Annotated in this window: 25 protein-coding genes; 21 read left to right on the plus strand and 4 right to left on the minus strand. The window is 49.6% G+C overall.

The features are described from left to right. The first annotated feature begins 33 nt into the window (after positions 1 to 33). The 7 genes from GV64_RS11090 (at position 34) to murB (ending at position 4,883) form a co-directional block, all read left to right on the plus strand. Positions 34 to 678, plus strand: a complete 645-nt coding sequence (locus GV64_RS11090; protein ID WP_020582899.1) for a MotA/TolQ/ExbB proton channel family protein — start codon at positions 34 to 36, stop codon at positions 676 to 678. Continuing rightward, positions 678 to 1,106: an ExbD/TolR family protein gene (locus tag GV64_RS11095; RefSeq protein WP_020582900.1), complete on the plus strand. Its 429-nt coding sequence runs from the start codon at positions 678 to 680 to the stop codon at positions 1,104 to 1,106. The genes GV64_RS11090 and GV64_RS11095 overlap by 1 nt, the downstream gene beginning before the upstream one ends. Continuing rightward, positions 1,103 to 2,173, plus strand: a complete 1,071-nt coding sequence (lpxK, locus tag GV64_RS11100; RefSeq protein ID WP_033403085.1) for a tetraacyldisaccharide 4'-kinase — start codon at positions 1,103 to 1,105, stop codon at positions 2,171 to 2,173. Before GV64_RS11095 ends, lpxK begins: the two co-directional genes overlap by 4 nt. Before the next feature lie 20 nt (positions 2,174 to 2,193). Next, complete coding sequence (locus tag GV64_RS11105; protein WP_020582902.1) at positions 2,194 to 2,385, plus strand: Trm112 family protein; 192 nt, start codon at positions 2,194 to 2,196, stop codon at positions 2,383 to 2,385. Beyond that, on the plus strand, positions 2,385 to 3,242 hold the full coding sequence (kdsB, locus tag GV64_RS11110) for a 3-deoxy-manno-octulosonate cytidylyltransferase (RefSeq protein ID WP_020582903.1): 858 nt from the start codon (positions 2,385 to 2,387) through the stop codon (positions 3,240 to 3,242). Before GV64_RS11105 ends, kdsB begins: the two co-directional genes overlap by 1 nt. Positions 3,243 to 3,248: 6 nt before the next feature. Then, entirely contained in the window at positions 3,249 to 3,716 is a 468-nt protein-coding gene (locus GV64_RS11115; RefSeq protein ID WP_020582904.1) for a low molecular weight protein-tyrosine-phosphatase, read from the plus strand. A 114-nt stretch (positions 3,717 to 3,830) separates the two neighbouring features. Next, the gene (murB, locus tag GV64_RS11120) at positions 3,831 to 4,883 is read left to right on the plus strand and encodes a UDP-N-acetylmuramate dehydrogenase (RefSeq protein WP_033403087.1); all 1,053 of its coding nucleotides are present in this window, start codon (positions 3,831 to 3,833) and stop codon (positions 4,881 to 4,883) included. Positions 4,884 to 4,924: 41 nt separating this feature from the next. On the opposite strand, the gene GV64_RS11125 is transcribed toward murB, so the two are convergent. From GV64_RS11125 to GV64_RS25275, 3 genes are all read right to left on the minus strand, one after another. Further along, complete coding sequence (locus GV64_RS11125; RefSeq protein ID WP_020582906.1) at positions 4,925 to 5,365, minus strand: nucleotide triphosphate diphosphatase NUDT15; 441 nt, start codon at positions 5,363 to 5,365, stop codon at positions 4,925 to 4,927. 219 nt (positions 5,366 to 5,584) lie between these two features. Beyond that, positions 5,585 to 8,785 (minus strand): ribonuclease E, encoded by a 3,201-nt coding sequence (rne, locus tag GV64_RS11130; RefSeq protein WP_152554024.1) that lies wholly within the window; start codon positions 8,783 to 8,785, stop codon positions 5,585 to 5,587. Between the two features lie 68 nt (positions 8,786 to 8,853). Beyond that, the gene (locus tag GV64_RS25275) at positions 8,854 to 8,997 is read right to left on the minus strand and encodes a hypothetical protein (protein ID WP_020582908.1); all 144 of its coding nucleotides are present in this window, start codon (positions 8,995 to 8,997) and stop codon (positions 8,854 to 8,856) included. An 869-nt stretch (positions 8,998 to 9,866) separates the two neighbouring features. On the opposite strand from GV64_RS25275, the gene rluC reads away from it, so the two are divergent. Genes rluC through GV64_RS11145 form a run of 3 tightly spaced genes read left to right on the plus strand, consistent with a single transcriptional unit; the run spans position 9,867 to position 12,563 of the window. Beyond that, complete coding sequence (rluC, locus tag GV64_RS11135) at positions 9,867 to 10,844, plus strand: 23S rRNA pseudouridine(955/2504/2580) synthase RluC (RefSeq protein ID WP_020582909.1); 978 nt, start codon at positions 9,867 to 9,869, stop codon at positions 10,842 to 10,844. An 8-nt stretch (positions 10,845 to 10,852) separates the two neighbouring features. Then, complete coding sequence (locus tag GV64_RS11140) at positions 10,853 to 11,542, plus strand: HAD family hydrolase (RefSeq protein ID WP_081622139.1); 690 nt, start codon at positions 10,853 to 10,855, stop codon at positions 11,540 to 11,542. Positions 11,543 to 11,564: 22 nt separating this feature from the next. After that, complete coding sequence (locus GV64_RS11145) at positions 11,565 to 12,563, plus strand: S49 family peptidase (RefSeq protein WP_026258297.1); 999 nt, start codon at positions 11,565 to 11,567, stop codon at positions 12,561 to 12,563. Positions 12,564 to 12,679: 116 nt separating this feature from the next. On the opposite strand, the gene GV64_RS11150 is transcribed toward GV64_RS11145, so the two are convergent. Continuing rightward, on the minus strand, positions 12,680 to 13,267 hold the full coding sequence (locus tag GV64_RS11150; protein ID WP_020582912.1) for a Maf family protein: 588 nt from the start codon (positions 13,265 to 13,267) through the stop codon (positions 12,680 to 12,682). Between the two features lie 111 nt (positions 13,268 to 13,378). Here GV64_RS11150 and GV64_RS11155 point away from each other — a divergent pair, with 111 nt between their 5' ends. From GV64_RS11155 to GV64_RS11210, 11 genes are all read left to right on the plus strand, one after another. Next, the gene (locus GV64_RS11155) at positions 13,379 to 14,041 is read left to right on the plus strand and encodes a YceD family protein (protein WP_020582913.1); all 663 of its coding nucleotides are present in this window, start codon (positions 13,379 to 13,381) and stop codon (positions 14,039 to 14,041) included. A 20-nt stretch (positions 14,042 to 14,061) separates the two neighbouring features. Further along, positions 14,062 to 14,244 (plus strand): 50S ribosomal protein L32, encoded by a 183-nt coding sequence (gene rpmF / locus GV64_RS11160; RefSeq protein WP_020582914.1) that lies wholly within the window; start codon positions 14,062 to 14,064, stop codon positions 14,242 to 14,244. Beyond that, complete coding sequence (gene plsX / locus GV64_RS11165) at positions 14,241 to 15,284, plus strand: phosphate acyltransferase PlsX (protein WP_236632942.1); 1,044 nt, start codon at positions 14,241 to 14,243, stop codon at positions 15,282 to 15,284. Before rpmF ends, plsX begins: the two co-directional genes overlap by 4 nt. A gap of 239 nt (positions 15,285 to 15,523) precedes the next feature. Then, positions 15,524 to 16,471 (plus strand): ACP S-malonyltransferase, encoded by a 948-nt coding sequence (gene fabD / locus GV64_RS11170; protein WP_020582916.1) that lies wholly within the window; start codon positions 15,524 to 15,526, stop codon positions 16,469 to 16,471. Between the two features lie 17 nt (positions 16,472 to 16,488). After that, positions 16,489 to 17,250 carry a 3-oxoacyl-ACP reductase FabG gene (fabG, locus tag GV64_RS11175; RefSeq protein WP_020582917.1) on the plus strand — a complete coding sequence of 254 codons (762 nt, stop codon included), beginning with the start codon at positions 16,489 to 16,491 and terminating at the stop codon, positions 17,248 to 17,250. A gap of 238 nt (positions 17,251 to 17,488) precedes the next feature. Next, complete coding sequence (acpP, locus tag GV64_RS11180) at positions 17,489 to 17,722, plus strand: acyl carrier protein (RefSeq protein ID WP_020582918.1); 234 nt, start codon at positions 17,489 to 17,491, stop codon at positions 17,720 to 17,722. A 339-nt stretch (positions 17,723 to 18,061) separates the two neighbouring features. Continuing rightward, on the plus strand, positions 18,062 to 19,339 hold the full coding sequence (gene fabF, locus GV64_RS11190) for a beta-ketoacyl-ACP synthase II (protein WP_269078662.1): 1,278 nt from the start codon (positions 18,062 to 18,064) through the stop codon (positions 19,337 to 19,339). Positions 19,340 to 19,375: 36 nt separating this feature from the next. Continuing rightward, positions 19,376 to 20,197 carry an aminodeoxychorismate lyase gene (gene pabC, locus GV64_RS11195; RefSeq protein WP_020582921.1) on the plus strand — a complete coding sequence of 274 codons (822 nt, stop codon included), beginning with the start codon at positions 19,376 to 19,378 and terminating at the stop codon, positions 20,195 to 20,197. Beyond that, positions 20,190 to 21,236: an endolytic transglycosylase MltG gene (gene mltG, locus GV64_RS11200; protein WP_020582922.1), complete on the plus strand. Its 1,047-nt coding sequence runs from the start codon at positions 20,190 to 20,192 to the stop codon at positions 21,234 to 21,236. Before pabC ends, mltG begins: the two co-directional genes overlap by 8 nt. Before the next feature lie 42 nt (positions 21,237 to 21,278). Beyond that, complete coding sequence (gene tmk, locus GV64_RS11205) at positions 21,279 to 21,923, plus strand: dTMP kinase (protein ID WP_020582923.1); 645 nt, start codon at positions 21,279 to 21,281, stop codon at positions 21,921 to 21,923. Continuing rightward, positions 21,916 to 22,908 carry a DNA polymerase III subunit delta' gene (locus GV64_RS11210; RefSeq protein WP_020582924.1) on the plus strand — a complete coding sequence of 331 codons (993 nt, stop codon included), beginning with the start codon at positions 21,916 to 21,918 and terminating at the stop codon, positions 22,906 to 22,908. Before tmk ends, GV64_RS11210 begins: the two co-directional genes overlap by 8 nt. Positions 22,909 to 22,917 lie beyond the last annotated feature (9 nt).

Genomic DNA, 22,917 nt, shown 5'->3' on the forward strand with positions numbered 1-22,917 from the left:
TTCATGAATCTGTCATTGTAAGGGAAGATTATTGTGTTCGAACTGGTGAAATCCGGTGGTTGGCTGATGGTGCCTATTCTGTTGTCTTCTATTATTGCCATGGCGATCATCTTCGAGCGGCTGTGGACGTTGAGGCCCTCGCGTATTGCGCCAAAGAATACCCTCTCCCAAGTCTGGAAGTGGATTAAAAGCAATGGTCTGGACAGTAAAAAGCTGGAGCAGCTTAAAGGTGGTTCTCCGCTGGGTGAGATTCTCGCGGCGGGGTTGAGTAATGCCCGCAGTGGCCGGGAAATCATGAAAGAGGGTATTGAGGAACAGGCGGGTAAGGTTATCCACGACCTTGAGCGTTATCTCAATACGCTGGGAACGATTGCTGCCATTGCTCCACTGCTTGGCCTTCTCGGAACCGTGATCGGTATGATCGACGTGTTTACTGTGCTGATGGTTGAGGGCACTGGTAATGCGGGTGTTCTGGCGGGTGGTATTTCAAAAGCGTTGATCACCACAGCTGCCGGCCTGACGGTTGCTATTCCGGCTTTGATTTTTCATCGCTACTTTACCCGCAGGATTGACGAACTTGTAGTGGCTATGGAGCAGGATGCGATTAAACTGGTTGAAGTTTTGCAGGGCGACCGCAAGGGCTCTTCATCCGCTCTGGGCAGTGAGGCCAGGAAATAATGAATTTCCGACGACAGAGAAATCAGGAGGAGGTGTCAGTCAACCTGACGCCTCTGATCGATGTAGTGTTCCTGCTGCTGATTTTCTTTATGGTCTCAACCACCTTTACCAAGGAAACTCACTTGGCCATTGACCTACCGGAATCAGCTGGTGAAGTCTTGCAGCAGCAGCCGAAGCAGATTGAAATTACTATCAGTAAATCCGGCGATTTTGCGATTGATGGTCAGGGATTGGTTAATGGCCAGCTGGATACCATCAAACGAGCGTTAAGCAAAGTAAGCCAGGGGGATAGTAAGTTGCCTCTGATTATTACGGCGGATGCCAAAACCCCTTATCAATCGGTCGTAACTGCTATGGATGCAGCTGGTCAGCTGGGTTTCGTTAACCTGAGTATGACCACCCGTAAAGATACCGAGTCCGATCAGTGAGTCTATGGCGTCGGTTCAGTCAGTCCGTCACGGACTCATGGTATAATCCTTCGAGCGGTTGGACTCTGAGTCTAAAGCCGCTTAGTTCATTGTTTACCTTTTTTGCAGAAAGAAGAAAGCAGCGGTATCTTCGCTCATCCCGGTGGTCTCCTCCCGTGCCTGTCATTGTGGTGGGGAATATTTCTGTGGGAGGGACTGGTAAGACACCGCTGGTTGCCGCTCTGGTAAAGGCGCTTCAGGAAAAAGGTTACAGGCCGGGTATCATCAGTCGTGGTTTTGGTGCGGTATCCGGTGAATATCCCATGCTGGTCACTTCAGCCAGCGATCCGAATGAAGCGGGGGATGAGCCAGTGATGCTCGCCCGGCAGTTGGGCGTACCGCTGGTAGTGGATGTTGATCGGGTTAAGGCGGCTCAGTACCTTTGCAGTCAGACGGATTGTAATCTGATCATCGCAGATGATGGCTTGCAGCACTATAATCTGCAACGGCACATTGAGCTATTGGTGCTCGATGGTGAAAGGTTATTGGGTAATCGACTGTGTCTACCTGCTGGCCCTCTTCGGGAGCCGCTGGAAAGAATGAACTCTGTTGATATGATTCTGGTGAATACCAACAGTACGCCAGTGTCTATGAAAGTGGCAGAGGTGGAAAGCTCGCTCGGACGAAACCTATTGGCGCGAAAGGCGAACAAAGGGTTGTTCTATTTTTCCCTTGAGCCTTCGATGCCTTTAAGAGTAGCGGGTAGTTCTCAGCAGGCTCCAGAGTCAGGTCGGGTTCATGGGGTGGCCGGTATTGGTAATCCGGAGCGCTTTTTTAATACACTCCGGTCGCTGGGGTTTGATGTTATTGCTCATCCTTTTCCTGACCACCACGCTTTCATATCGGAAGACATCTCTTTCAATGATAATCTTCCGGTGATCATGACGGCAAAAGATGCGGTCAAATGCAGCGGGTTTGCGGATGAGCGTCACTGGTACTTGCCAGTCACTACTCATTTGCCGGACTCATGTATTGATCATCTGGTGGAAATGATTGAAGCACGTAAACCAGCCACTTCCGGCTTATAGATGTAGTCTAAGGAATCATTATGGATAAGACTTTATTTGAAATTCTGGCCTGTCCACTGTGCAAAGGGGAAGTGCATCTGGAAAAGGAGCGTCAGGAGCTGGTTTGCAGACCCTGCGGTCTTGCTTACCCGATACGTGATGGTATTCCTGTTATGCTGGAAGGTGAGGCGCGCACATTAACGGTTGACGAACGTTTAGATGAGGCGTCCTGATGACTCAAAGCTTTCAATCCACTGAAGGCTTGCGATCGGCTGAGAGCTCAGGCTTTACGGTTGTCATTCCCGCCCGCTTTGCTTCCAGTCGTTTGCCTGGTAAGCCTCTGGCGGAAATTGCTGGAAAGCCAATGGTTCAGCACGTTTATGAGCGTGCCCTGGCCAGTGATGCCCAGAGGGTCATTATTGCAACAGATGATGAGCGCATCATGAAGGTGGCAGAGGGCTTTGGAGCTGAAGTGTGTATGACTTTGCCGGGGCATCCTTCCGGAACCGACCGTTTGCAGGAAGTCTCTAGAATCTATGACATGAAAGATGATGAGATTATTGTCAATGTTCAGGGAGATGAGCCGCTGATACCGCCTTCTGTAATCAATCAGGTAGCAAAAAATTTGAGTGCGGCGCCGGATGCCGGGGCGGCTACGCTATCCAATCCGCTCGTTCAGGCTGAGCAGGTTTTCGACCCTAATGTTGTAAAAGTCGTGACAGACAGCAATGGTTATGCGCTCTATTTCAGTCGTGCCCCCATACCCTGGGCCCGAGATGATTTTGCGGGTGGTGAACGAAAAATGCCTGCCGAGATGTGCTTTCAAAGGCATATTGGTATTTATGCCTATCGGGTAGAGCTTTTGAATCACTATGTGACCTGGGGTGTCAGCCCTATTGAAAAAATGGAGTCCCTCGAGCAGTTACGCCTGATGTGGAATGGCTATCGCATTCATGTCGCTGAAGCGGTTGAAACGCCACCTCACGGGGTTGATACCGAGCAGGATCTGACTGCGGTTCGCCAGTTTCTGGAAAGAGGGAGCCAGGTGGTAGGGGATAGTGAGCAGAATGAGAAAGCGGTGAGAGTATAAGTAACCATGGTTAAGGTACTGTTTGTCTGTCTGGGTAATATCTGTCGGTCTCCCACAGCCCATGGTGTTTTTGCTCACCAGGTAGCTGAATCAGGGCTTTCAGGTCGCATCAGGGTTGACTCTGCAGGTACCAGTGGCTGGCATGAGGGTGGTGTGCCAGATAGCCGCTCCATGGCCCACGCTTCGGGCCACGGTTATGATCTTTCGTTTATTCGATCCAGGCAGGTGTCCTCCAGTGACTTCGTCGAGCAGGATCATATTCTGGCTATGGATAAGGAAAACCTTAAAAATCTCAGAAAAATCTGCCCACCTGAATATACCCACAAAGTTCGGTTGTTTCTTGATTTTGCTGACTTACCCGTAACAGAGGTGCCAGACCCATATTATGGTGGAGACGAAGGCTTCACCAGAGTTCTTAATCTTGTTGAGTTGGGTGGGCTTGCGTTGCTGGATCATTTAAAGAAAACCTTGTAGTGAGCTGGGCAGATATACCCAATGGATTTCAAGTTGCAACGTGGCGGGTATAGGTATCTAGACCTGGTTGTCGAGTAGTTAAACTCTCCCAAATATTGTCGTATTAATTATTACATGAATTCCCCTCTCAAAATTCACGAAAACTATTCTCTAAAGCACCGGAATACACTGGGCTTGTTGGCTTCTGCCAGGTATTTCGTCGAAGTCAACTCTGTGGACGAACTGCCGGAGGTGCTGGGTTTTGCCAGAGATAAGCAATTGCCGGTTATTCCTCTCGGCGGCGGAAGTAATGTGGTGTTCGGGGAGTTCCTGAACGCTCTGGTTGTCCATATAAACCTTAAGGGGCGATCCGTTTTACAGCGTGATCAAGGTCGCGTTGTGGTCAGGGCTGAGGCTGGAGAAAACTGGCATGAGTTCGTGTTATGGACATTGACCAATGAAGCCTATGGTCTCGAGAACCTTTCACTGATACCGGGGACCGTTGGTGCGGCACCTATTCAGAATATCGGGGCTTATGGTGTTGAGCTAAAAGATCACTTTGTTTCACTGGAGGCTATGAATATTGAGTCTGGCGAGATCGAGTGTTTTGATCGACAGGCCGTTTGTTTCGGTTACCGGGACTCTGTCTTCAAAGGTGAAAAGCTGGATCAGTATATTATTACCTCCGTAACCCTGGAGCTTGACCCAGTATTAAGGCCTAAGCTTGGCTATGGTCACCTGGGTGATCTTATTGCAAGTCGGCTGGATGGCGAGGCTCCATCGGCCCTGGATATCAGTCAGGCTGTTTGTGATATTCGTCGGGAAAAGCTGCCCGATCCTTCGGTGATTGGTAATGCTGGCAGCTTTTTTAAGAATCCCGAGATTTCACAGGAATTGATGGATCAGCTGAAAAAAAGGTATCCGAACATCATCGCCTACCCCGTAGGGGCGAAGTGGAAGCTTGCTGCTGGTTGGTTAATCGATCAGGCCGGCTTGAGAGGGGTGCGAGAAGGAGAGGTTGGAACCTATCAAAAACAGGCTCTGGTGCTTGTCAATCATGGCGGTGCGACAGGTCAGAATGTGTTGGCTTTTTCCGATAGGGTTCAGCAAAAAGTTAACGAGAAATTTGGCATCATGCTGGAGCGAGAGCCCCGGTTTTATAATGGGTGGGTTAGCAGTATAGGGTAGTGAGTACAAAGCGCAGCAGCTATCTTTTGTGGTGCGTGTTGTTATTCTTGTTGAGGGATATAACATACCTTTTGAAGGTAGCAGGCAATGGATTGCTCACTGGCTTCAAAGTGAGGCTGGGGTAATTCGGTGGGGTCAACCCATATCCAGCCTTCACATTTGTCAGGTTCTCTGTTTTCCTCTGTATCACCCTGGTGCTGTGCTTGCAGGCATACTGAAATGTAATGCTTGTTTTCTTCCTTAAAAGTTTTCAGGTTGTTGGTAATCGCAATCACTTGGGGATTTTTGATAATCAATCCTGTTTCTTCATATATTTCACGGATTGCAGCCTGCTCAAAAGACTCACCAAGGTCGAGATGCCCTCCTGGAATTGACCAGTAAGGAGCATGGCTGCCTTTACGCTTTCCAATCAGGATCTTTCCATCCTTTCTGATGACGATCACGCCAATACCGACTTTAGGCTCTGCTCTTAGGGTGGGCATCAAGCACTACTTCCTATTTTCATGGGGTATAGATTGAACCACAGAGAGCACAAAGGAAAAGAAAAGCTTTCTTCGTGCTCTTTGTGCCCTTTGTGGTTTAAAAAGAATGACCGCAGTATGATCAGGCTCGAAGAGTGAATCAATTTTTTGAGAATGTTGGTTTTATAAAATCAAAAAAAACGGGGTGGAAACCACCCCGTTTTTGATCAGCAGTCAATCTTAATGGTTGCTTTCTTCAGTGTGTGCAGGCTGAGCTTCCTTTGCTTCTTTAATTTCAGGCTCTACAGATAGTTCAACCTGCTGAGTCTGGCGCTTGGCTCTTGGATCGTTATGAGCCCTACGGCGGCGGCGGGGCTGATCAGGAGTCGTATTAGCCGCAGCTGCCACTTCTGGCTTATGGTCAGCCTGGGTAGTGACAGTACTTGCATCCTGATTCAGTGAAGGTTGGTCTTTAGCCGCTTCTTCCTTTGTCTGATTGTCAGGCTGTTCTTTGTTGGCAAGTTGAGTTGCCATCTCTGTTTGGCCTTCACTCTTGTCGAGGCTGGAGCGGTGTTCTACAGGGCTGTCAGCTGTTTTTGACAGCTGTTCAGACTGGTTCAGAGCCTGCTTCAGCATTTCCTCCGCTTCATTGGCTAAGGCAGTACTTTTCTTCTCGCTCTTGCTCTCGGAAGTATCAGCTTCAGTTGTTGCTGGTTTCTCAAAAGCCTGTGGTATCGATGTAAATGCTGACTTATCGAGGTTGTGAGAGGCTGCTACAGCTTTCGCCATTTCAGTCATCTGCGGGCGAGAAGCTTTTGCAGGCTCTGTCGTCATGGTTTCATCGGCACTGTCGGTGCGGGAGGAATCGTTGGTCTCATTGGCTGTAACCGGTGTTTCAGCTGTGGATACTTGCGATTCATCGGCTGCTACAGCGTCTGTGCCTGAAGTTTTGACTGTTTCTTCAGATGCTGGTGTTGCTTGCGCTGCTTGCTGCTCTTTCCTGAGGATGCGAGGATCATTCTTCACTCTTCTGGAGCGACGAGGCGCCACTGCTTCTTCAGAAGGTCGAGCTTCTTCGACAGTTTTGACAATGGCTTCTTGAGCGTGAGCTGCTGTGGCGTTGCCGGCTTCCTCTACCTTGCCTTCTGTAACCTTGTCTTCTCTAGAGCTGCGAGTTTCAACACTATCCTGCTTGGGGGCGGTCTCTGAAGTTCGGGTTTCAGAGGCAGGTTTAATGTTCTGAAGCTCGGTTTTGTCAGTAGTCGAAAGAGGTTCTTTCTTGTCTGTGCTCTTTTCCTGGGAAACAGGCGTGCTTACCGTGCTTTTTGTATTCTCGGGCAGCAATGGCTGAAGCTGAGGCTCATTCTGCTGCTGTCGCTGTGACTGGCGGTTATTGCGACGGCGTGGCGCTGAGCTTGGGCGACGGCGACGGTCATTTGCAGAGCCTTGTTCAGAATCCTGCTCCTGACGGCGTTCTGGTTTGTATTCCTGTTGTTGCTCAGAGCTATCCTGATGCTTTTCGCGCGGACGGCGTTCCTGCTTCTCAAAGCGATTATCTTGCTTGTTTTGGCGGTTGTCGGAGCGTTCCTGTGGAGTCTTTTTGCGCTCTTTCTGAGGGCGGCTATCCTTGTCCTGTTTATCCCGACGCTGTGAATCAGTCCGTGGCTTCTTTCTGTTCTGGCCTGGTTGATTGTCACGACGAGTTGACTGGCGCTGTTGGATAGCCTTGTCCTTGCTGGCAGGTTTCTCTTCTTCATTGTCAGAGCTGAAGAGGCTGCCAATGGACTTAAACAGACTACCAATGAATCCGGATTTTGCTTCAGCAGATTTAATAGCTGGTGCAGGCTGAGCGGGTGCTACATTTCGTACTGCTGCTTGCTGCTTCGGCTGTGGCTTAGCGGCTGTGATCAGTTCTTCTGCAGAAGCTTCTTCATTTTCCAGAATAATGTCATAACTGCTTTCGTGATCCTGCTGGTTACCATCTCGGAGGCGCTGAACGTCGTAGTGAGGTGTTTCCAGGTTGACGTTTGGAATGACGATGATGCGAGCATCATGGCGCTTTTCGATCTTGGCGATCATCTTGCGTTTTTCATTCAGCAGAAATGCCGCTACAGGTACAGGAACCTGGGCCCGGATTTCAGCGGTCTTGTCCTTCATTGCCTCTTCTTCCATAAGGCGCAGAATGGACAGTGCCAGTGACTCGATGTCGCGGATAGTACCCTGGCCGGAACACCTTGGGCAGACAACGCCGCTGGTTTCACCCAGTGATGGACGCAGGCGCTGGCGTGACATTTCCAGCAGGCCAAATCGAGAAATGCGGCTGGTCTGGACGCGGGCGCGATCTACTGATAGGGCCTGACGAATACGGTTCTCAACTTCCCGTTGGTTCCGGTTGCTGCCCATGTCGATGAAGTCAATAACAATTAGACCGCCAATATCGCGAAGGCGCAGCTGGCGTGCGATTTCATCGGCAGCTTCGAGGTTGGTGTTGAATGCGGTTTCTTCGATATCGCCACCGCGGGTAGCCCGGGCAGAGTTGATATCAATAGATACCAGTGCTTCTGTTGGGTCAATAACGATGGAGCCGCCGGATGGCAGTTTGACTTCACGCTGGAAGGCAGTCTCGATCTGACCGTCAATCTGGAAGCGGTTGAATAGAGGGACGCTGTCTTTATACAGTTTGAGTTTGTTTTGATACTGAGGCATTACCTGCTTAACAAAATCCAGGGCTTCTTCGTAAACCGAGGTCTTGTCGATCAGAACTTCACCAATATCCTGACGTAAATAGTCACGAATCGCACGGATGATGACATTGCTTTCCTGGTAAATCAGAAAAGGAGCAGGGTTTTTGTCGGCAGCGTCCTTGATTGAATTCCAGAGCTGCAGAAGATAGTCCAGATCCCACTGGAGGTCTTCCGCTGAGCGGCCAAGGCCTGCAGTACGGACGATAACGCCCATCTCGGCAGGAATGGTCAGCTTGCTCATAGCTTCGCGAAGTTCGGCGCGCTCATCCCCTTCGATGCGACGGGAAATACCGCCGGCGCGAGGGTTGTTTGGCATCAGAACAAGGTAGCGACCGGCCAGGCTGACCAGTGTTGTCAGGGCGGCACCCTTGTTGCCACGCTCTTCTTTGTCCACCTGAACAATAACTTCAGTGCCTTCCTTGATGACATCCTTGATATTTGGTCGGCCACCGGTGTGGCCAACGAAATATTCCCGGGATATTTCTTTCAGCGGAAGGAAGCCATGTCTTTCGGCGCCAAAATCAACAAAGGCGGCCTCTAAGCTGGGCTCAACGCGGGTGATTTTTGCTTTATAGATGTTCGCTTTTTTCTGTTCACGAGCTCCGGACTCAATATCCAGATCGAACAGGCGCTGTCCATCGACGAGTGCAACCCTCAGCTCTTCTTGCTGGGTTGCATTGATCAACATTCTCTTCATAGAGTACCAATTTGCTAATGGCTACCCTAATCAGTCGCTCTTTGCGAAAAGCCGTTCATTACAGTCGGTCAATCCAGTGCATCCATTGGTAAGGCGGGTATCCATATTGTTGCTGGTATAACCCGAACTTCACCACTGAGCATATAGCTGGCTTCCTTCAGTTTCTGTACAAACTCTTCGGTGCTACCCGATTGTAAACAGCCGGCTGTCATAGAGTTATGAGCTGCCGGTTATATCCTGCTATCAGTCATACAGCCTGACTTGTTTCAGATAGAGGCTGTAACGATATAGCAATATGCATCCATTATTTTGCCGGATGCAAAGGGGAGATGCGATTATCGGGCGCTTCTGGCTGGCTATGGATACGTTGTAAGGTATCCCCAGACCTTTCACTAGCATATGACCCGTTCGCTTTTCCTCATCCCTGGTATCGGGAGCGCAACCACTGATCAAGGGTGGCACTGTTTATCTATCACGGCTTATGCCGTGGTCTTTCATCTTTTAATCATGGCAGGGCCTTTATACCCTGAAATAAGGGTGGTGACTTGCTCTGCTGCCACGATATTTGTCTAAGCACGTATTCCTGAAGCCACCTAACCCATAATTACTGAGGGGTAAAAAGCGTGGCTTCAGTTTATTTTTCGGACCTTTTTAGCGGAATTTGAATGTAACTTCCGTCTCGGGTCTTGCTCAGACTTCGTAAATCGAACTGCCCTTACGGATAGATACCGGGCATTGCCACAACTATATCAGTAATCTGTAAGTGCTTCAAATGAGTCAAAGCTGATAAGATTACCTGAATGTGAATAGTAGAAAATCGATAAAGTCTAGTTATCTCAATTGGTTAGTGTAGGCTTTTCGGTAATGATTTTGTATTAACAGATATGTGGTTAGGCGATTGAAGCAAACGCGTGGTGTTAGTAGGAGGACTCGTTCCTCAGTAAGGAAAGGGGTCTCAAAGCCCGGTCGTGTGAATTCTACAGCTGCGGAGTCGTCAGCCGGCAGAAGGTCATCAGCCGTCAGAAAGCCTTCAGCTGCTAAAAAGCCGCCTTCAGGAGGAAGTGCTTCAAAGTTGGAGATAATGGCAGTTGAAGACGAGCGCTCCTCTCAGGATGGCGGTGAAGCTTTGAGGGTTAGGCTGATCACCATCGATGAAGATACAGCAGATCAAAGAATTGATAACTACTTGTTGAGGGTTCTGAAGGGAGTTCCCAAAACACGGATTTATCGCATTGTTCGAAAAGGTGAGGTGCGTGTAAACAAAAAGCGGATTACGGCTGATTATCGTCTGCAGCCGGGCGATGTGGTTCGAATTCCTCCTGTTAGAGTGGCTGAGGCCAATGCGCCGGCGCGGCCAGCAGATTCTGTTATTGCCCAGCTGGAAAAAGCCGTACTCTATGAAGATGATCAGTTGTTGATTATCAATAAACCATCCGGGTTGGCGGTGCATGGTGGGAGTGGTCTCTCTTATGGGGCAATCGAAGCGTTGCGTCAGCTGCGACCCGAAAATCGTACGTTAGAGTTGGTGCATCGGCTGGATAGAGATACATCAGGTTGTCTGGTCATTGCCAAGCGACGAAGTATGCTTCGCCACTTGCATAACCAGTTGCAGCAGAAAGGGAAAGTTGAAAAGCTGTATCATGCTTTGGTGGTGGGTAAGTGGCCTGCCAGAAAGCAGCTGGTTAATGCGCCTTTGTTAAAAAATGTTTTGCAATCCGGTGAGCGGATGGTCAGGGTTCATGTAGATGGCAAAAAGTCCCGAACGGCTTTTCGGGTGTTGGACCGTTTTCCGAATATGACGCTGGTCGAGGCTTATCCCATTACAGGGCGCACGCATCAGATTCGAGTTCACTGTCTGCACGCGGGGCATGCTATTGCCGGAGACGAAAAGTATGGCATGGATGAAGATAATCAGTCGCAAAGACAGTTTGGTTTGAAGCGTCTGTTTCTTCATGCAGCCAGTATCCAGTTTGAATTGCCAGATGGGCGCTTGTTAAAAGTTGAAGCACCTTTGCCGGATGAGTTGTTGGAGGTGCTGTCTGTGTTGAAGGGGGAGTGAGGCAGGAAATGTCAGAACGAGTAATGGATAAATACTCACTTATTATTTTTGACTGGGATGGAACACTGGTTGACTCGATTTCAAGCATTGTTAAAGCGTTGCGACAGGCTGCTGTAGAGGAGCGATTGCCCGTTCTTGATGATGTGCTATATCGTGGGGTGGTTGGCTTGAGCTTAGCTCCCGCTATGGAACATTTATACCCTGCGCTGAGTGCAAATGAGGTTGAGCGATTGTGTCGAGCCTATAAAAAGCATCACCTGGTTTTGGAGGAGGAGCCTTCTCGACCTTTTGTCGGTGTTTTAGAAGGGTTGCCTGCCCTTCGCGATAGTAAAATATTGCTTGCTGTTGCAACGGGGAAGCGACGATCAGGGCTGCAGCGTTCAATGATTGCTAACGACGTTGAGGCTTTTTTTGATGCAAGCCTGACGGCGGATGATGCTCGCTCTAAACCTGATCCAGATATGATTGAGCAGCTTATGAAACGCTTTCAGCTCATGCCTGAGCAGATTCTTATGGTTGGTGATTCCGGGTTTGATATGGAAATGGCCTGTCGTGCAGGGGTTGACCGCCTGGCGGTAACTTATGGGGCGGGTTCCCGTGAGGACCTTGAGCGTTATCAGCCGGTATTTATTGCCGATGACTTTGATGGCGTGTTGGTATGGCTGGGGGTTAAGCCGGTATTAGAGCAGGTTGTTTGATTTTGGATTTATAGGGGTGGTTATGCAAGATAAGTGGCGAGAGTCTTCGTCAGAGGCGACTTCTGCAGCAGAAGGGCGTATTGAAAGTGATCGGGCCTGGGGGCTGGTTGAGTCTCTTGCCAAGGGGGCTTTGCTTGAGCAGCGGCGCTCAAGGCGCTGGAGTATATTTTTCAAACTGCTGACGTTTTGCTGGTTGTTCTTCTCGGTTGCTGTGATTTACAACGCGACCAACGTCAATGATGTTTCGGTGGGTGCGGGTACTGGGGAGCATACCGCGCTAGTGGACATTAATGGCCAGATTGGTGGTGGCGATGTTGATGCTGATACCGTTGTTACCGGCCTGCGATCGGCTTTTGAAGATCCGGGTACAAAAGCCGTTATCCTGAGAATTAACAGTCCTGGAGGCAGTCCTGTTCAGTCTGGATACATCTATGATGAGATTATTCGCCTGAGGGGTATGCATGAAGACATACCGCTTTATGCAGTCATTATGGATATTGGGGCTTCCGGTGGTTATTACATCGCCGCTGCAGCGGATGAAATCTATGCGGATAAGGCCAGCCTGGTTGGGTCCATTGGTGTGATTTCATCGGGTTTTGGCTTTGTGGGAACGATGGAGAAGTTGGGTGTCACCCGACGAACGTATACTTCTGGTGAAAATAAGGCTTTCCTTGATCCGTTTCAGGCAGTTGATCGTGATGCTGCTGTCCAGTGGCAGCAGTCGCTCGATACCATACACCTTCAATTTATTGATGCGGTGAAAACCGGTCGTGGTGAGCGCCTGGTGGATGATTCTGATATTTTCTCAGGCATGGTCTGGTCTGGTGAGCAGGCAAAGCAGCTTGGCTTGATTGATGGGTTGGGCAGTGCTGGTTATGTGGCTCGTGAGGTTGTCGGTGAGGGGGAGATCATTGATTATACTTCCCGCCTTTCACCTCTGGAGAAGTTTGCCAGGGATTTCGGGGCGGGTGTTAGTGCTACCCTGGTTGAAGCCCTGGGTGAAGGTTTTCAATTGATGTAGTGTTTTTAAGAGACCTCTCTGGAGAGGTCTCTTTTTCCTTATATAGTAGCTGGCCATATGGAATCGAATATTTCTGGGTGATTAACCACTTGCTCAGAAAATATGATTTCATATAGTTAGTTACTTATACCCAACGGGTGGAGCCCTTCATTGATCAACATGCTGGTCAGGGCGATTAGTGGTAATCCTACTAGGCTGTTGGGATCATCCCCCGCCATCTTCTCAAAAAGCGTAATGCCTAGTCCTTCACATTTAAAACTTCCAGCGCAGTCCAGTGGGCTCTCTACATCTATATAGGTGGTAACCTGTGAGCTGGAGAGTTTGCGGAACCAGACTGTGTAGTCCACGCAGGCCAGTTGTTGTTGTCCTGTTGATGTGTTTAAGAGGCAGAGGCCGGTATGGAAAATGACCTGCTTGCCGCTGCAGTCTGATAACTGCTTAATAGCGCTCTCTCTGGTTCCCGGTTTTCCGAGAATGGTGTTCTCCAGTGCAGCGCACTGATCAGAAGCGATAATTAGGGTGTCGGTGTATTGGTCGGCCAGGGCCTGAGCCTTTTCTTTTGATAGTCTCAAGGCCAGTTTTTTTGCATTTTCGCCCGGCCTTGGGCTTTCGTCTATATTGGGTGAGGCTTGTTGGAAAGTCAGGTTGAGCCTCTCCAGCAGGCTTTTTCTGTAGGGTGAGCTTGAAGCAAGCAGAATATTCATTGATTGATGTTTCGGGCGTGATAAGTGGTGGTGATACGGGATAGTTGAGTGAACAGTATGTACTGTCTCAGGTTTTTGTGAAATAACCCCGTGTATTCAGGGGAAGGGATTGTGAAAAATACGGGGTTGAGGCATGTTAATCATGAAATTGTTGAAAATCTGATAAAAAGGTTGTTTGACAGCAAAGGGGCATCGCCCTATGATTGCGCGCTTATGTTATCAGGCCAATTACCAAAAACCGTTGATCCGCGTAAACTCGCGCGTCAGGGGTTACAGTTTGAAGGTTCGCTGGCGCTTAAGCAGTTTAATCGACTGGTCGCCAGTCTCGCTGACGATCAGGGTGAGGTGAAGGTCTTTCTTCATTTCTACATGAGCGAAGATCATCGAGTGGTTCTTCAGGGGTACGTTGAAGCAAATCTGAAAATGATTTGTCAGCGCTGCCTCGATGTGGCAGAACTTCCCGTACGTTCAGACCTCAACCTGATGGGTGTATTGACCGATGAGCAGGCCCGATCCCTGCCAGAGGGTTATGAACCCCTGATGCTCATAGATGAGCCGATGGAGTTGGTACCCTTGCTTGAGGAAGAGCTTTTATTGAGCCTTCCGATTGTGGCTTATCATCCGCCTGAAGCCTGTCAGGTTCAGCAGAGCTTTACTACTGAATCTGATGAAGAGGCTGAAGCTTTCGCTGCTCAGGCAGAGGAAGAAGAAAAGCGTCGTAACCCGTTCAGTGTTCTGGCCAGTCTGAAAACAGATGCTACCGAACCCAAATAGAGATTCAGGAGAGTTGACACATGGCTGTTCAGCAAAATCGTAAAACCCGTTCCAAGCGTGACATGCGCCGTTCCCACGACAGTCTGACTGCTTCCCAGCTGTCTGTTGATGCTACTTCCGGCGAAACTCATCGTCGTCATCACATGACTGCTGATGGTTTCTACCGTGGTCGTAAAGTGCTTGAAGGCAAAATCGGCGAGTGAGTCGATCGATGCCAGGACGGTTGGCGGCTCCAGGACGGAGAATAGCGCTTGATGTTATGAGCGGGGACGAAAGTCCCCGTTCTCGTATTCGGGCTGCGCTCAGGGCCCTGGGAACCTATTCAGATCTTCATCTTATTCTTGTTGGTGATCATTCAGTGATTGCTGATGAGCTATCCTCCGTTTCATTCGATCATGCCCGCCTTGATATTGTCCATGCAGAGAAAACCATTGGTATGGATGAAAAACCATCGGCCGCGCTAAGAGCCAAAGAGGGAAGCTCCATGTGGGTTGCTCTTGAGCAGGTTGCCAGTGGTTATGCTTCGGCCTGTGTCAGTGCTGGAAACACGGGCGCGCTGATGGTTATGGGGCGATTTGCCCTGAAAACATTTGTGGGTATAGATCGTCCGGCAATTGCTGCCAGTATCCCCAGTGCTGGTGGAAGTGTCCTGTTGCTTGATATGGGGGCGAACGTTGACTGTTCTTCGACTAATCTCTACCAGTTTGCCATCATGGGGTCCCAGTTGGTTGCCTCGGCGGGTGGTATTGCCTCTCCGCGGGTTGGTCTTCTGAATGTAGGCACCGAAGATATTAAGGGAAATGAGCAGGTCAGGTTGGCCAACCGGCTGCTGAGAGAAGACGGCCGTTTGAATTATATTGGTTATATCGAAGGGCATGATGTATTTGCAGGTCGGGCTGATGTTGTGGTCTGTGATGGCTTTGTCGGTAATATTGCGCTGAAAACCGGAGAGGGTGTGGCTTGTCTTATTCGGGATAGCCTTGTTGATGCCTTTCAGCAGACGCTCTGGCGCCGCTTTCTCTCCCTGCTTATCGCGCCGGTTATGCGTAAGCTCTATAAAAGCATTGATCCGGTGGTTTATAACGGTGCCAGCTTTCTTGGGTTGCAGGGGATTGTGGTGAAGAGTCATGGTCACTCCAATGAAGAGGGCTTTTTGCGAGCGATTGAAGAGGCAGTTCGGGAAGTGGATAGTGATGTCCCTGGTCGCCTGGCGGAAGAAGTTGAGGCAATGTTAAAAGGTTAATTTGCTTGTTTTTTCCATCGGAAACATAAATTTACTTACCTTGTTGTCTACTTTTTCTATAATTGCACCGGTTTTCTACAGGGAAGCGTGGCCAATTTGTGAGTAACTGCCTGTTTTTAATAGTGGTTGCATCGTTAAGGCTCGCTTTGTATCCGATTACGTTTTGATGGTTCTGTTTAAAGAAGACCTATTGGTGTTCTCCATAAAAAGCAGGGTCGAAGGAAAAAGAGCGGGTTGAAATGACGGATAAGCTAGCTTTTGTCTTTCCCGGGCAGGGATCTCAGCAGGTCGGCATGCTGGCTGACTACCTTTCAGAGCCTCTTGTTCAGGCAACGTTTGCGGAAGCTTCAGAGGTGCTTGGCTTTGACCTCTTGAAAATGGTATCCGAAGGGCCTGCTGAACAGTTGAATCGGACAGAAAATACTCAGCCTGCACTGCTGGTGTCCAGTGTGGCTCTCTGGCGTCTATGGTGTGAGCGTCAGGGTGAGGCTCCATCAATGATGGCAGGACACAGCCTGGGTGAATACTCCGCGCTGGTTTGTGCTGGAGCTATGAATTTTGTGGATGCGGTCAGACTGGTTCATCTTCGTGGGCTCTTTATGCAGGAGTCTGTAGCTCCTGGTGAAGGTGCCATGGCGGCCATTATTGGTCTGGGTGATGCGGATGTAATCGCGGCCTGTGAAAAGGCAGTCACTCTCGGTGAAAAAACAGAGGTTGTTGAAGCGGTTAACTTTAATGCTCCCGGGCAGGTGGTTATTGCGGGCCAGGTGGCTGCTGTGAAGCGGGCAATTGAGTGTGCAAAAGAGGCGGGTGCAAAAAGGGCTATCGAGCTGCCTGTCAGTGTTCCTTCTCATTGTGCACTGATGAAGCCAGCAGCTGAGCGGCTTAAGAAAGAGCTTGATAGTATTGACCTGCTTGAGCCAGTCATTCCTGTTGTTCAGAATGTCTCCGCTGATGTGTGTTCGGATCCGGTTCAATTGAAGGCTAACCTGGTTGCTCAGTTATACAGTCCTGTTCGCTGGGTTGAGTCTGTTGAAGGCATGATGACGGCCGGGGTTGGGCGATTTGCCGAATGTGGTCCCGGTAAAGTGCTTGCAGGGCTGAGTAAACGAATTGCACGACGTGCGCCCATTGTCACGCTGGAGTCCGCTGATGCTATGGCTCAAATGCTGGCAGAAGCTAACTAATAAGGAATAGGCGGGAAATGACAGCTTTCTCAGGACAAGAACTGGAAGGAAAGGTTGCTCTCGTTACCGGTGCCAGTCGTGGCATTGGCAGGGCGATAGCGCTTTCTCTTGGTAAAGCCGGAGCCATTGTTGTTGGAACTGCAACGACGGAATCCGGTGCGGCTGCCATTACCGAAGCCCTGCAGGCCGAAGGTATTCAGGGGCAGGGTATGGCGCTTAATGTTACTTCAGCGGGTGAGTGCCAGGCGGTGGTGAAGTCGGTTGCTGAAAAGTACGGCGCTCCTCTGATTTTGGTAAACAATGCCGGTATTACTCGTGATAATATCCTGATGCGAATGAAGGATGATGAGTGGGATGACGTTATTGATACCAATCTCAGTTCCATCTTCCGCATGAGTAAAGCCGTACTGCGTGGTATGACAAAGGCACGCTGGGGGCGGATTGTGAATATCAGCTCTGTTGTTGGTTCCATGGGGAATCAGGGACAGGCTAACTATGCCGCAGCTAAAGCCGGTATCGAAGGTTTTACCCGGGCGATGGCTCGGGAAGTGGGTTCAAGAAGTATTACTGTGAACACCGTTGCCCCGGGTTTTATTGCGACGGATATGACCAAGGCGTTGCCTGAAGAGCAGCAGTCTTTTCTGCTTGGGCAGATTCCACTGGCCCGGTTGGGGCAGCCCGAAGAGATTGCTGCTTCAGTTGCTTTTCTTGTCAGTGAGCCGGCGGGTTATATTACTGGTGAGACATTGCATGTTAATGGCGGCATGTACATGAATTAATGCTCTCTCCCAAGGGGCTGTTGCCAGGCTTGAATAGTCGTGAGCGAAAATAGCCATGAGCGGGAAAAATTTCTGTTCTGATGGGTTGGGTTTTGGGTTTTTTTTGAAGCAAATGTCAATTTGCGCGGATAGTCACTGGTTTTCCATGAACTGGCTTGAAATTCCCATAATTGACCATATACACTAGTTCACCTGTAGCCTCAGGCTGCACCGAATATCGATAGGAGCACAACAAGGTATGAGCACCATTGAAGAGCGCGTTAAGAAGATTGTTTGCGAACAACTTGGCGTGAAGGAAGACGAAGTCACTAACAGTGCGTCATTCGTAGAGGATCTGGGCGCGGACTCTCTGGACACTGTTGAGTTGGTGATGGCGTTGGAAGAGGAGTTCGAAACAGAGATTCCTGATGAAGAGGCTGAAAAAATCACCACTGTTCAGGAAGCAATTGATTACGTCGTTGCCCACTCCTGATTCTGCCTTGATTTGCACAACTATGATCACTCACGGAAAAGTCTCATGATGCTGTCTTGTGACACTGTCCTGTGACAAGAGTGTGACAACAGAAGCCGCATGACAATTGTCTGCGGCTTTTGTTGTTTCTGGCAGCCTGCTGGGCTATAACAGCTGGCTGTATGGTGGGCTAATTCGCATCATACCTGAGGTGGCTGCTTATAGCTGTGTAGCAACGCTGGATTCTTTGGATATATATCATGTTGTTGTCGTTTTTTCATATTCAGTGATCTTGTATGGGTTCAATGTGTGAATGACGGATCATTAAATCTGTACGGCAGGTCAGCAGGAGACTCAGTCTTGTCGGAAGAAAAAAAAATAGAGAAATTACAGCAGCGGTTACGTAGAAGGGTTGTTGTAACAGGGATGGGGGCTATCACCCCGGTGGGTAACAATGTCCGGGATAGCTGGATTAACCTTGTAGCGGGTCGTAGTGGTATTGAGTCAATCAGTCATTTGGATACTGAGGGCTTCAGTGTACGCATCTGTGGAGCCGTAAAGGGCTTTGATCCTGCTGGTGTGATTGATAAGAAGGATGTCCGGAAGATGGATGTCTTTATCCAGTATGGTGTTGCCGCTGCTGCTGAGGCTATAGCAGATGCTGGTTTTGTAGTTGATGACGATTTTGCTCATCGTTATGGGGTTGCCATCGGTTCTGGTATTGGTGGGTTGACGTCCATCGAGCAAAATCACTCTACGCTTATGAATAGTGGCCCTCGTCGTATATCTCCCTTTTTTATCCCCGCAGCGATTGTCAACATGGCAGCAGGCTGGGTCTCCATGAAGTACAATCTTCAGGGGCCAAATTTTGCCACTTCTACGGCCTGCGCAACCGGTAGTCATGCTATTGCTCTTGCTGCGAGAACCATTGCCTATGGTGATGCAGATGTTATGGTGGCAGGAGGTGCTGAAAAAGGCTCTTCTTCACTTGGAATGACAGGCTTTGCTGCTGCTCGTGCGCTTTCTACCCGGAATGATTCCCCTGAGAAAGCCAGTCGCCCCTGGGATGCAGACCGTGATGGTTTTGTGCTGGGCGATGGTGCCGGCATTGTTGTTCTGGAGGAATATGAGCATGCGGTGGCCCGAGGGGCCAGAATATATGCCGAACTCAGTGGAGTCGGTATGAGTGGTGATGCCTGGCATATGACGTCACCGCCAGAAGACGGTCGGGGGGCTGCACGGGCAATGTTATCTGCGCTCGAAGATGCCGGCCTGAGACCTGAAGATGTGTCGTACATTAATGCACATGGAACGTCAACGTTTGCAGGCGATCTCGCAGAGACCCGAGCTATACACAAAGTGTTTGGTGCGCATGCCACGCACCTTGCAGTCAGTTCAACCAAATCCATGACTGGCCATTTGCTCGGCGCTGCCGGTGCTGTTGAAGCTGTGTTCAGTATTCAGTCACTGGTTGAAGGGGTAATACCACCAACCATCAACCTGGATGCCCCCGGAGAAGGGTGTGATCTTGATTATGTGCCCAACAAGGCGCGTAGAATGACGATGGATCACGTTTTCTCGAACTCCTTTGGTTTCGGTGGTACTAACGTAACTCTGGCATTTTCTCGAGTAGTATAAGTTTTTTTGAAAAACTCAGGGTAAATGGGGCGTTGGATGAGTAATATCCCTGTTTGGGTAAATGGTGCTCCTCAGGATCATCTGTCTGTTTCAGATCGCGGGTTGGCTTATGGTGATGGCTTGTTTGAGACTGTTCGAGTGTCAAATGGCAAGCCAACCCTTGCAGGTTACCATTGGTCCCGTCTGCAGCGTTCCTGCGAGCGGCTTGGTATTGTTCTTGATGTTGCTCAGCTCCTTGAAGAAGTTGATGCCTTTTTGTCGGGCAATCAGGCAAGTGCAGGCGTATTGAAGGTGATTGTGACCCGGGGGAGTGGTGGTCGTGGGTATAACCCCGAAGGTTGCCTGTCTTCTTCCCGGATTCTTTCGCTCCATTCCTTGCCTGTACGTCAACGTGATCCCGGGCTTTTTGGTGCGCGGGTAAAGGCATGTCAGACCTGTCTTGGACGCAGTTCTCTGGCTGGCTTGAAACATTTGAATCGTCTTGAGCAGGTTCTGGCAAGAAGTGAGTGGCAGGGGGGTGCTTACGACGAAGGTTTGCTGTGTGACTATGAGGGAATCCTTGTTGAGGGCACAATGAGTAATTTGTTTATTGTTACTCATCAAGGTGATCTGGTTACCCCTGACCTGTCATTCAGTGGTGTGGCAGGTGTTTGTCGTGAGTTTATTATTGAGTTTGCACGCAGTCGTGGAATCATCGTTAAAGAGCAGCTGGTATCAGACCTTGATGTTGCGGAAATCTTTCTTTGTAACAGTGTCAACGGTGTCTGGCCTGTGGTTGAATATGAAGGCAGGGTATGGGAAATCGGCCCCATTACTACCCTGATTCGGGATTGTGTACTGGAAGAATTAAATGCTTAAGAAGTTACTGCTGACACTGCTCGGTGGTTTGCTGGTAGTTATGGTGTCCTTGGCTGCTGGTTTTTATGGATTGCGCTGGTATGGGGATCAACCGGTTTCTGCTGACCGTGATACAGAGTTCGTTATTGTTTCGGGAGACTCACTTGGGCGGGTTGTTCTGCGGCTGTCGACAGATCAGTTAATTCAATATCCAGAGGTGTTTGAGATATTTGCCAGAATAAAAGGCGTTGCAGCTGCGCTTCATGCTGGTGAATATCTGATTTCTCCCGGTATTACCTACCGACAGTTGTTGAATAAATTTGTTGAAGGAGATGTTCGCTATTACAGCGTCACTCTGGTTGAAGGTTCGACTCTGAAAGAGTTGTTGCAGGATCTTAACGGTCATCCCAAGCTGCTTTCTCCAGTAGAGCCTGCCAGTCTGTCAGCGATGCTGGGTCAGTATGTTCAGGGAGTGTCAAAGGCTGATAACCTTGAGGGGCTTTTTTATGCGGATACCTACAGCTTTGAGGCGGGCACGTCGGTTGAATTGATCCTTAAAAGGGCGCACAAAAAACTTCAGTCGGTTTTGACCGAAGAGTGGGGGCAGCGGACTGAGGGGCTTCCTTATAAGACACCTTATGAAGCCTTGATCATGGCTTCCATTATTGAAAAGGAAACGGGTGTTCCATCAGAGCGGCCTGATATAGCGGGTGTTTTTGTTCGGCGTCTGGAAAAGAGAATGCGCTTACAGACAGACCCGACCGTCATATATGGTATGGGTGATCGTTACGAGGGTGGGTTAAATCGTCGTATGCTCAGGGAGCGTACCGCTTATAATACCTACGTCATTCATGGGTTGCCCCCAACACCCATCGCGTCGGTCGGGCGCGAAGCGATTCGGGCGGCGCTGAATCCATCCGATGGAAAAACACTGTATTTTGTTGCTCGTGGCGATGGTACCCACCATTTCTCCAAAACACTGGCAGAACATAATCGTGCCGTGAGAAAGTATCAGATTACTGAGCGACGGAAAGATTACCGCTCCACTGTGCAGCAATAAGCTGTTCAGAAACGAGTGTTTACTGATGAAACTGAGAGATCAATGGGTTTTTTTCTGACGATTGAAGGCTGTGAAGGTGCTGGTAAAACCACAGCTAAAGGTGTGGTTCTGCAATGGTTGAAGGCGGCTGGACGGGAGTTTATAGAAACACGGGAGCCAGGTGGTACTCCACTGGCTGAGGAGTTGAGAAACCTAGTGCTTTCTGAGCACGAAGAGCAAGTATCGGATACCTCGGAGTTGCTTATGGTTTTTGCGGCCCGCTGTCAGAATTTGACTCAGCGAATTGAACCTGCGCTTGCTGAAGGGAAGGTAGTTGTCTGCGACCGGTTTACTGATGCGACCTATGCGTATCAAGGTGGCGGTCGTGGTATTGATGAGCAGCGTATAGCGGTTCTTGAGCAGTTGGTTCAGGGTGACAGACGGCCTGATATGACCCTGCTTCTGGATGTTGAGCCTGAGCTTGGACTTGCCAGAGCTCGAGGGCGTGCCCTGGAACAGGGTGGCTCTCTGGATCGTATTGAACAGGAGGCTATTGAGTTTTTTCATCGTGTGCGAAATGTCTATCTGCAAAGAGCTGAACGTTTTTCTGGGCAGTATGTGGTGATAGACGGCAGCCAATCCATTGCTCAGGTTGAAGAGCAGATTCTTAAGGCGCTGCAGGCTCGGTTGGGTAACTCGTTTGAATAGCTTTTTGGGAAAGCCGCTGCCCTGGCAAGAGGTGCAATGGAAGCCGTTGATTCAGCGTTTACAGTCAGGCCTGCTCTCCCATGCCTTATTGCTCAAAGGTGTGCCTGGTATTGGCAAAGGCCTGTTTGCGAAAGCGCTTGCTGCCCGTGTGCTTTGTAACGAGGATGGTTTCTATGCTTGTGGTCATTGTAAAAGCTGCGAGCTGGTGAAGGCGGGAACACACCCGGATTTTCTGGAGGTTGAGCCTGAATCGACTGGTAAGCCGATTAAGATTGATCAGATTCGTCAGGTGAATGAGTTTGCCCGTAAAACGGCACAGCAGGGCGGTCGCAGGGTTATTGTCATTAATCCGGCTGAGGCAATGAATATCAATGCAGCCAATGCGTTATTGAAAAGTCTGGAGGAACCGGGTGGAGATACATTGTTTATTCTTTCCAGTGCCCGTTCCGGTGATATGCTGCCAACGATTCGCAGTCGCTGTCAGATGGTAACGTTTCCTGTGCCAGAGAGAACTCTGTCAATTGCCTGGCTGTCTGATCATATTGCAGACTCATTGATCGTGGAGCAGCTGCTGGATCTTGCTTCTGGTTCGCCGATGACTGCGAGATTTATGTTTGATAACGATACTCTCGCCATTCGTGGACGCTTGGTTAATGCAATGCCGGAGTTATTCAGGGGTAATCTAACCCCTGTTGAAATGGCAAAGGATTGGCATGCCGGTAACATAACTGAACTGTTGTCCTGGATGGGTAGCTGGCTGGATGATGCTGTAAAACTGAAGCTGGCCGCCGATGAAAGCAGTATCAGAAATCGTGACCTGATTAGAATGCTGGACTATCTTGCTAAGAAAGTTGAGTCTTCTGAGTTGTTGGTGTTGCGGGACAAAATTATGCGCCAGCGGCAGCAGCTGCTGGAAGGTGCTAACCTGAACTGTCAGATGCTTTTGGAAGGCGTGTTCAGTGATTATCTTGAGCTGTTGGTGTAAGTCGATTTT

The organism is Endozoicomonas elysicola, assembly GCF_000710775.1.
In the GTDB taxonomy this organism is placed as follows: Bacteria; Pseudomonadota; Gammaproteobacteria; order Pseudomonadales; family Endozoicomonadaceae; genus Endozoicomonas; species Endozoicomonas elysicola.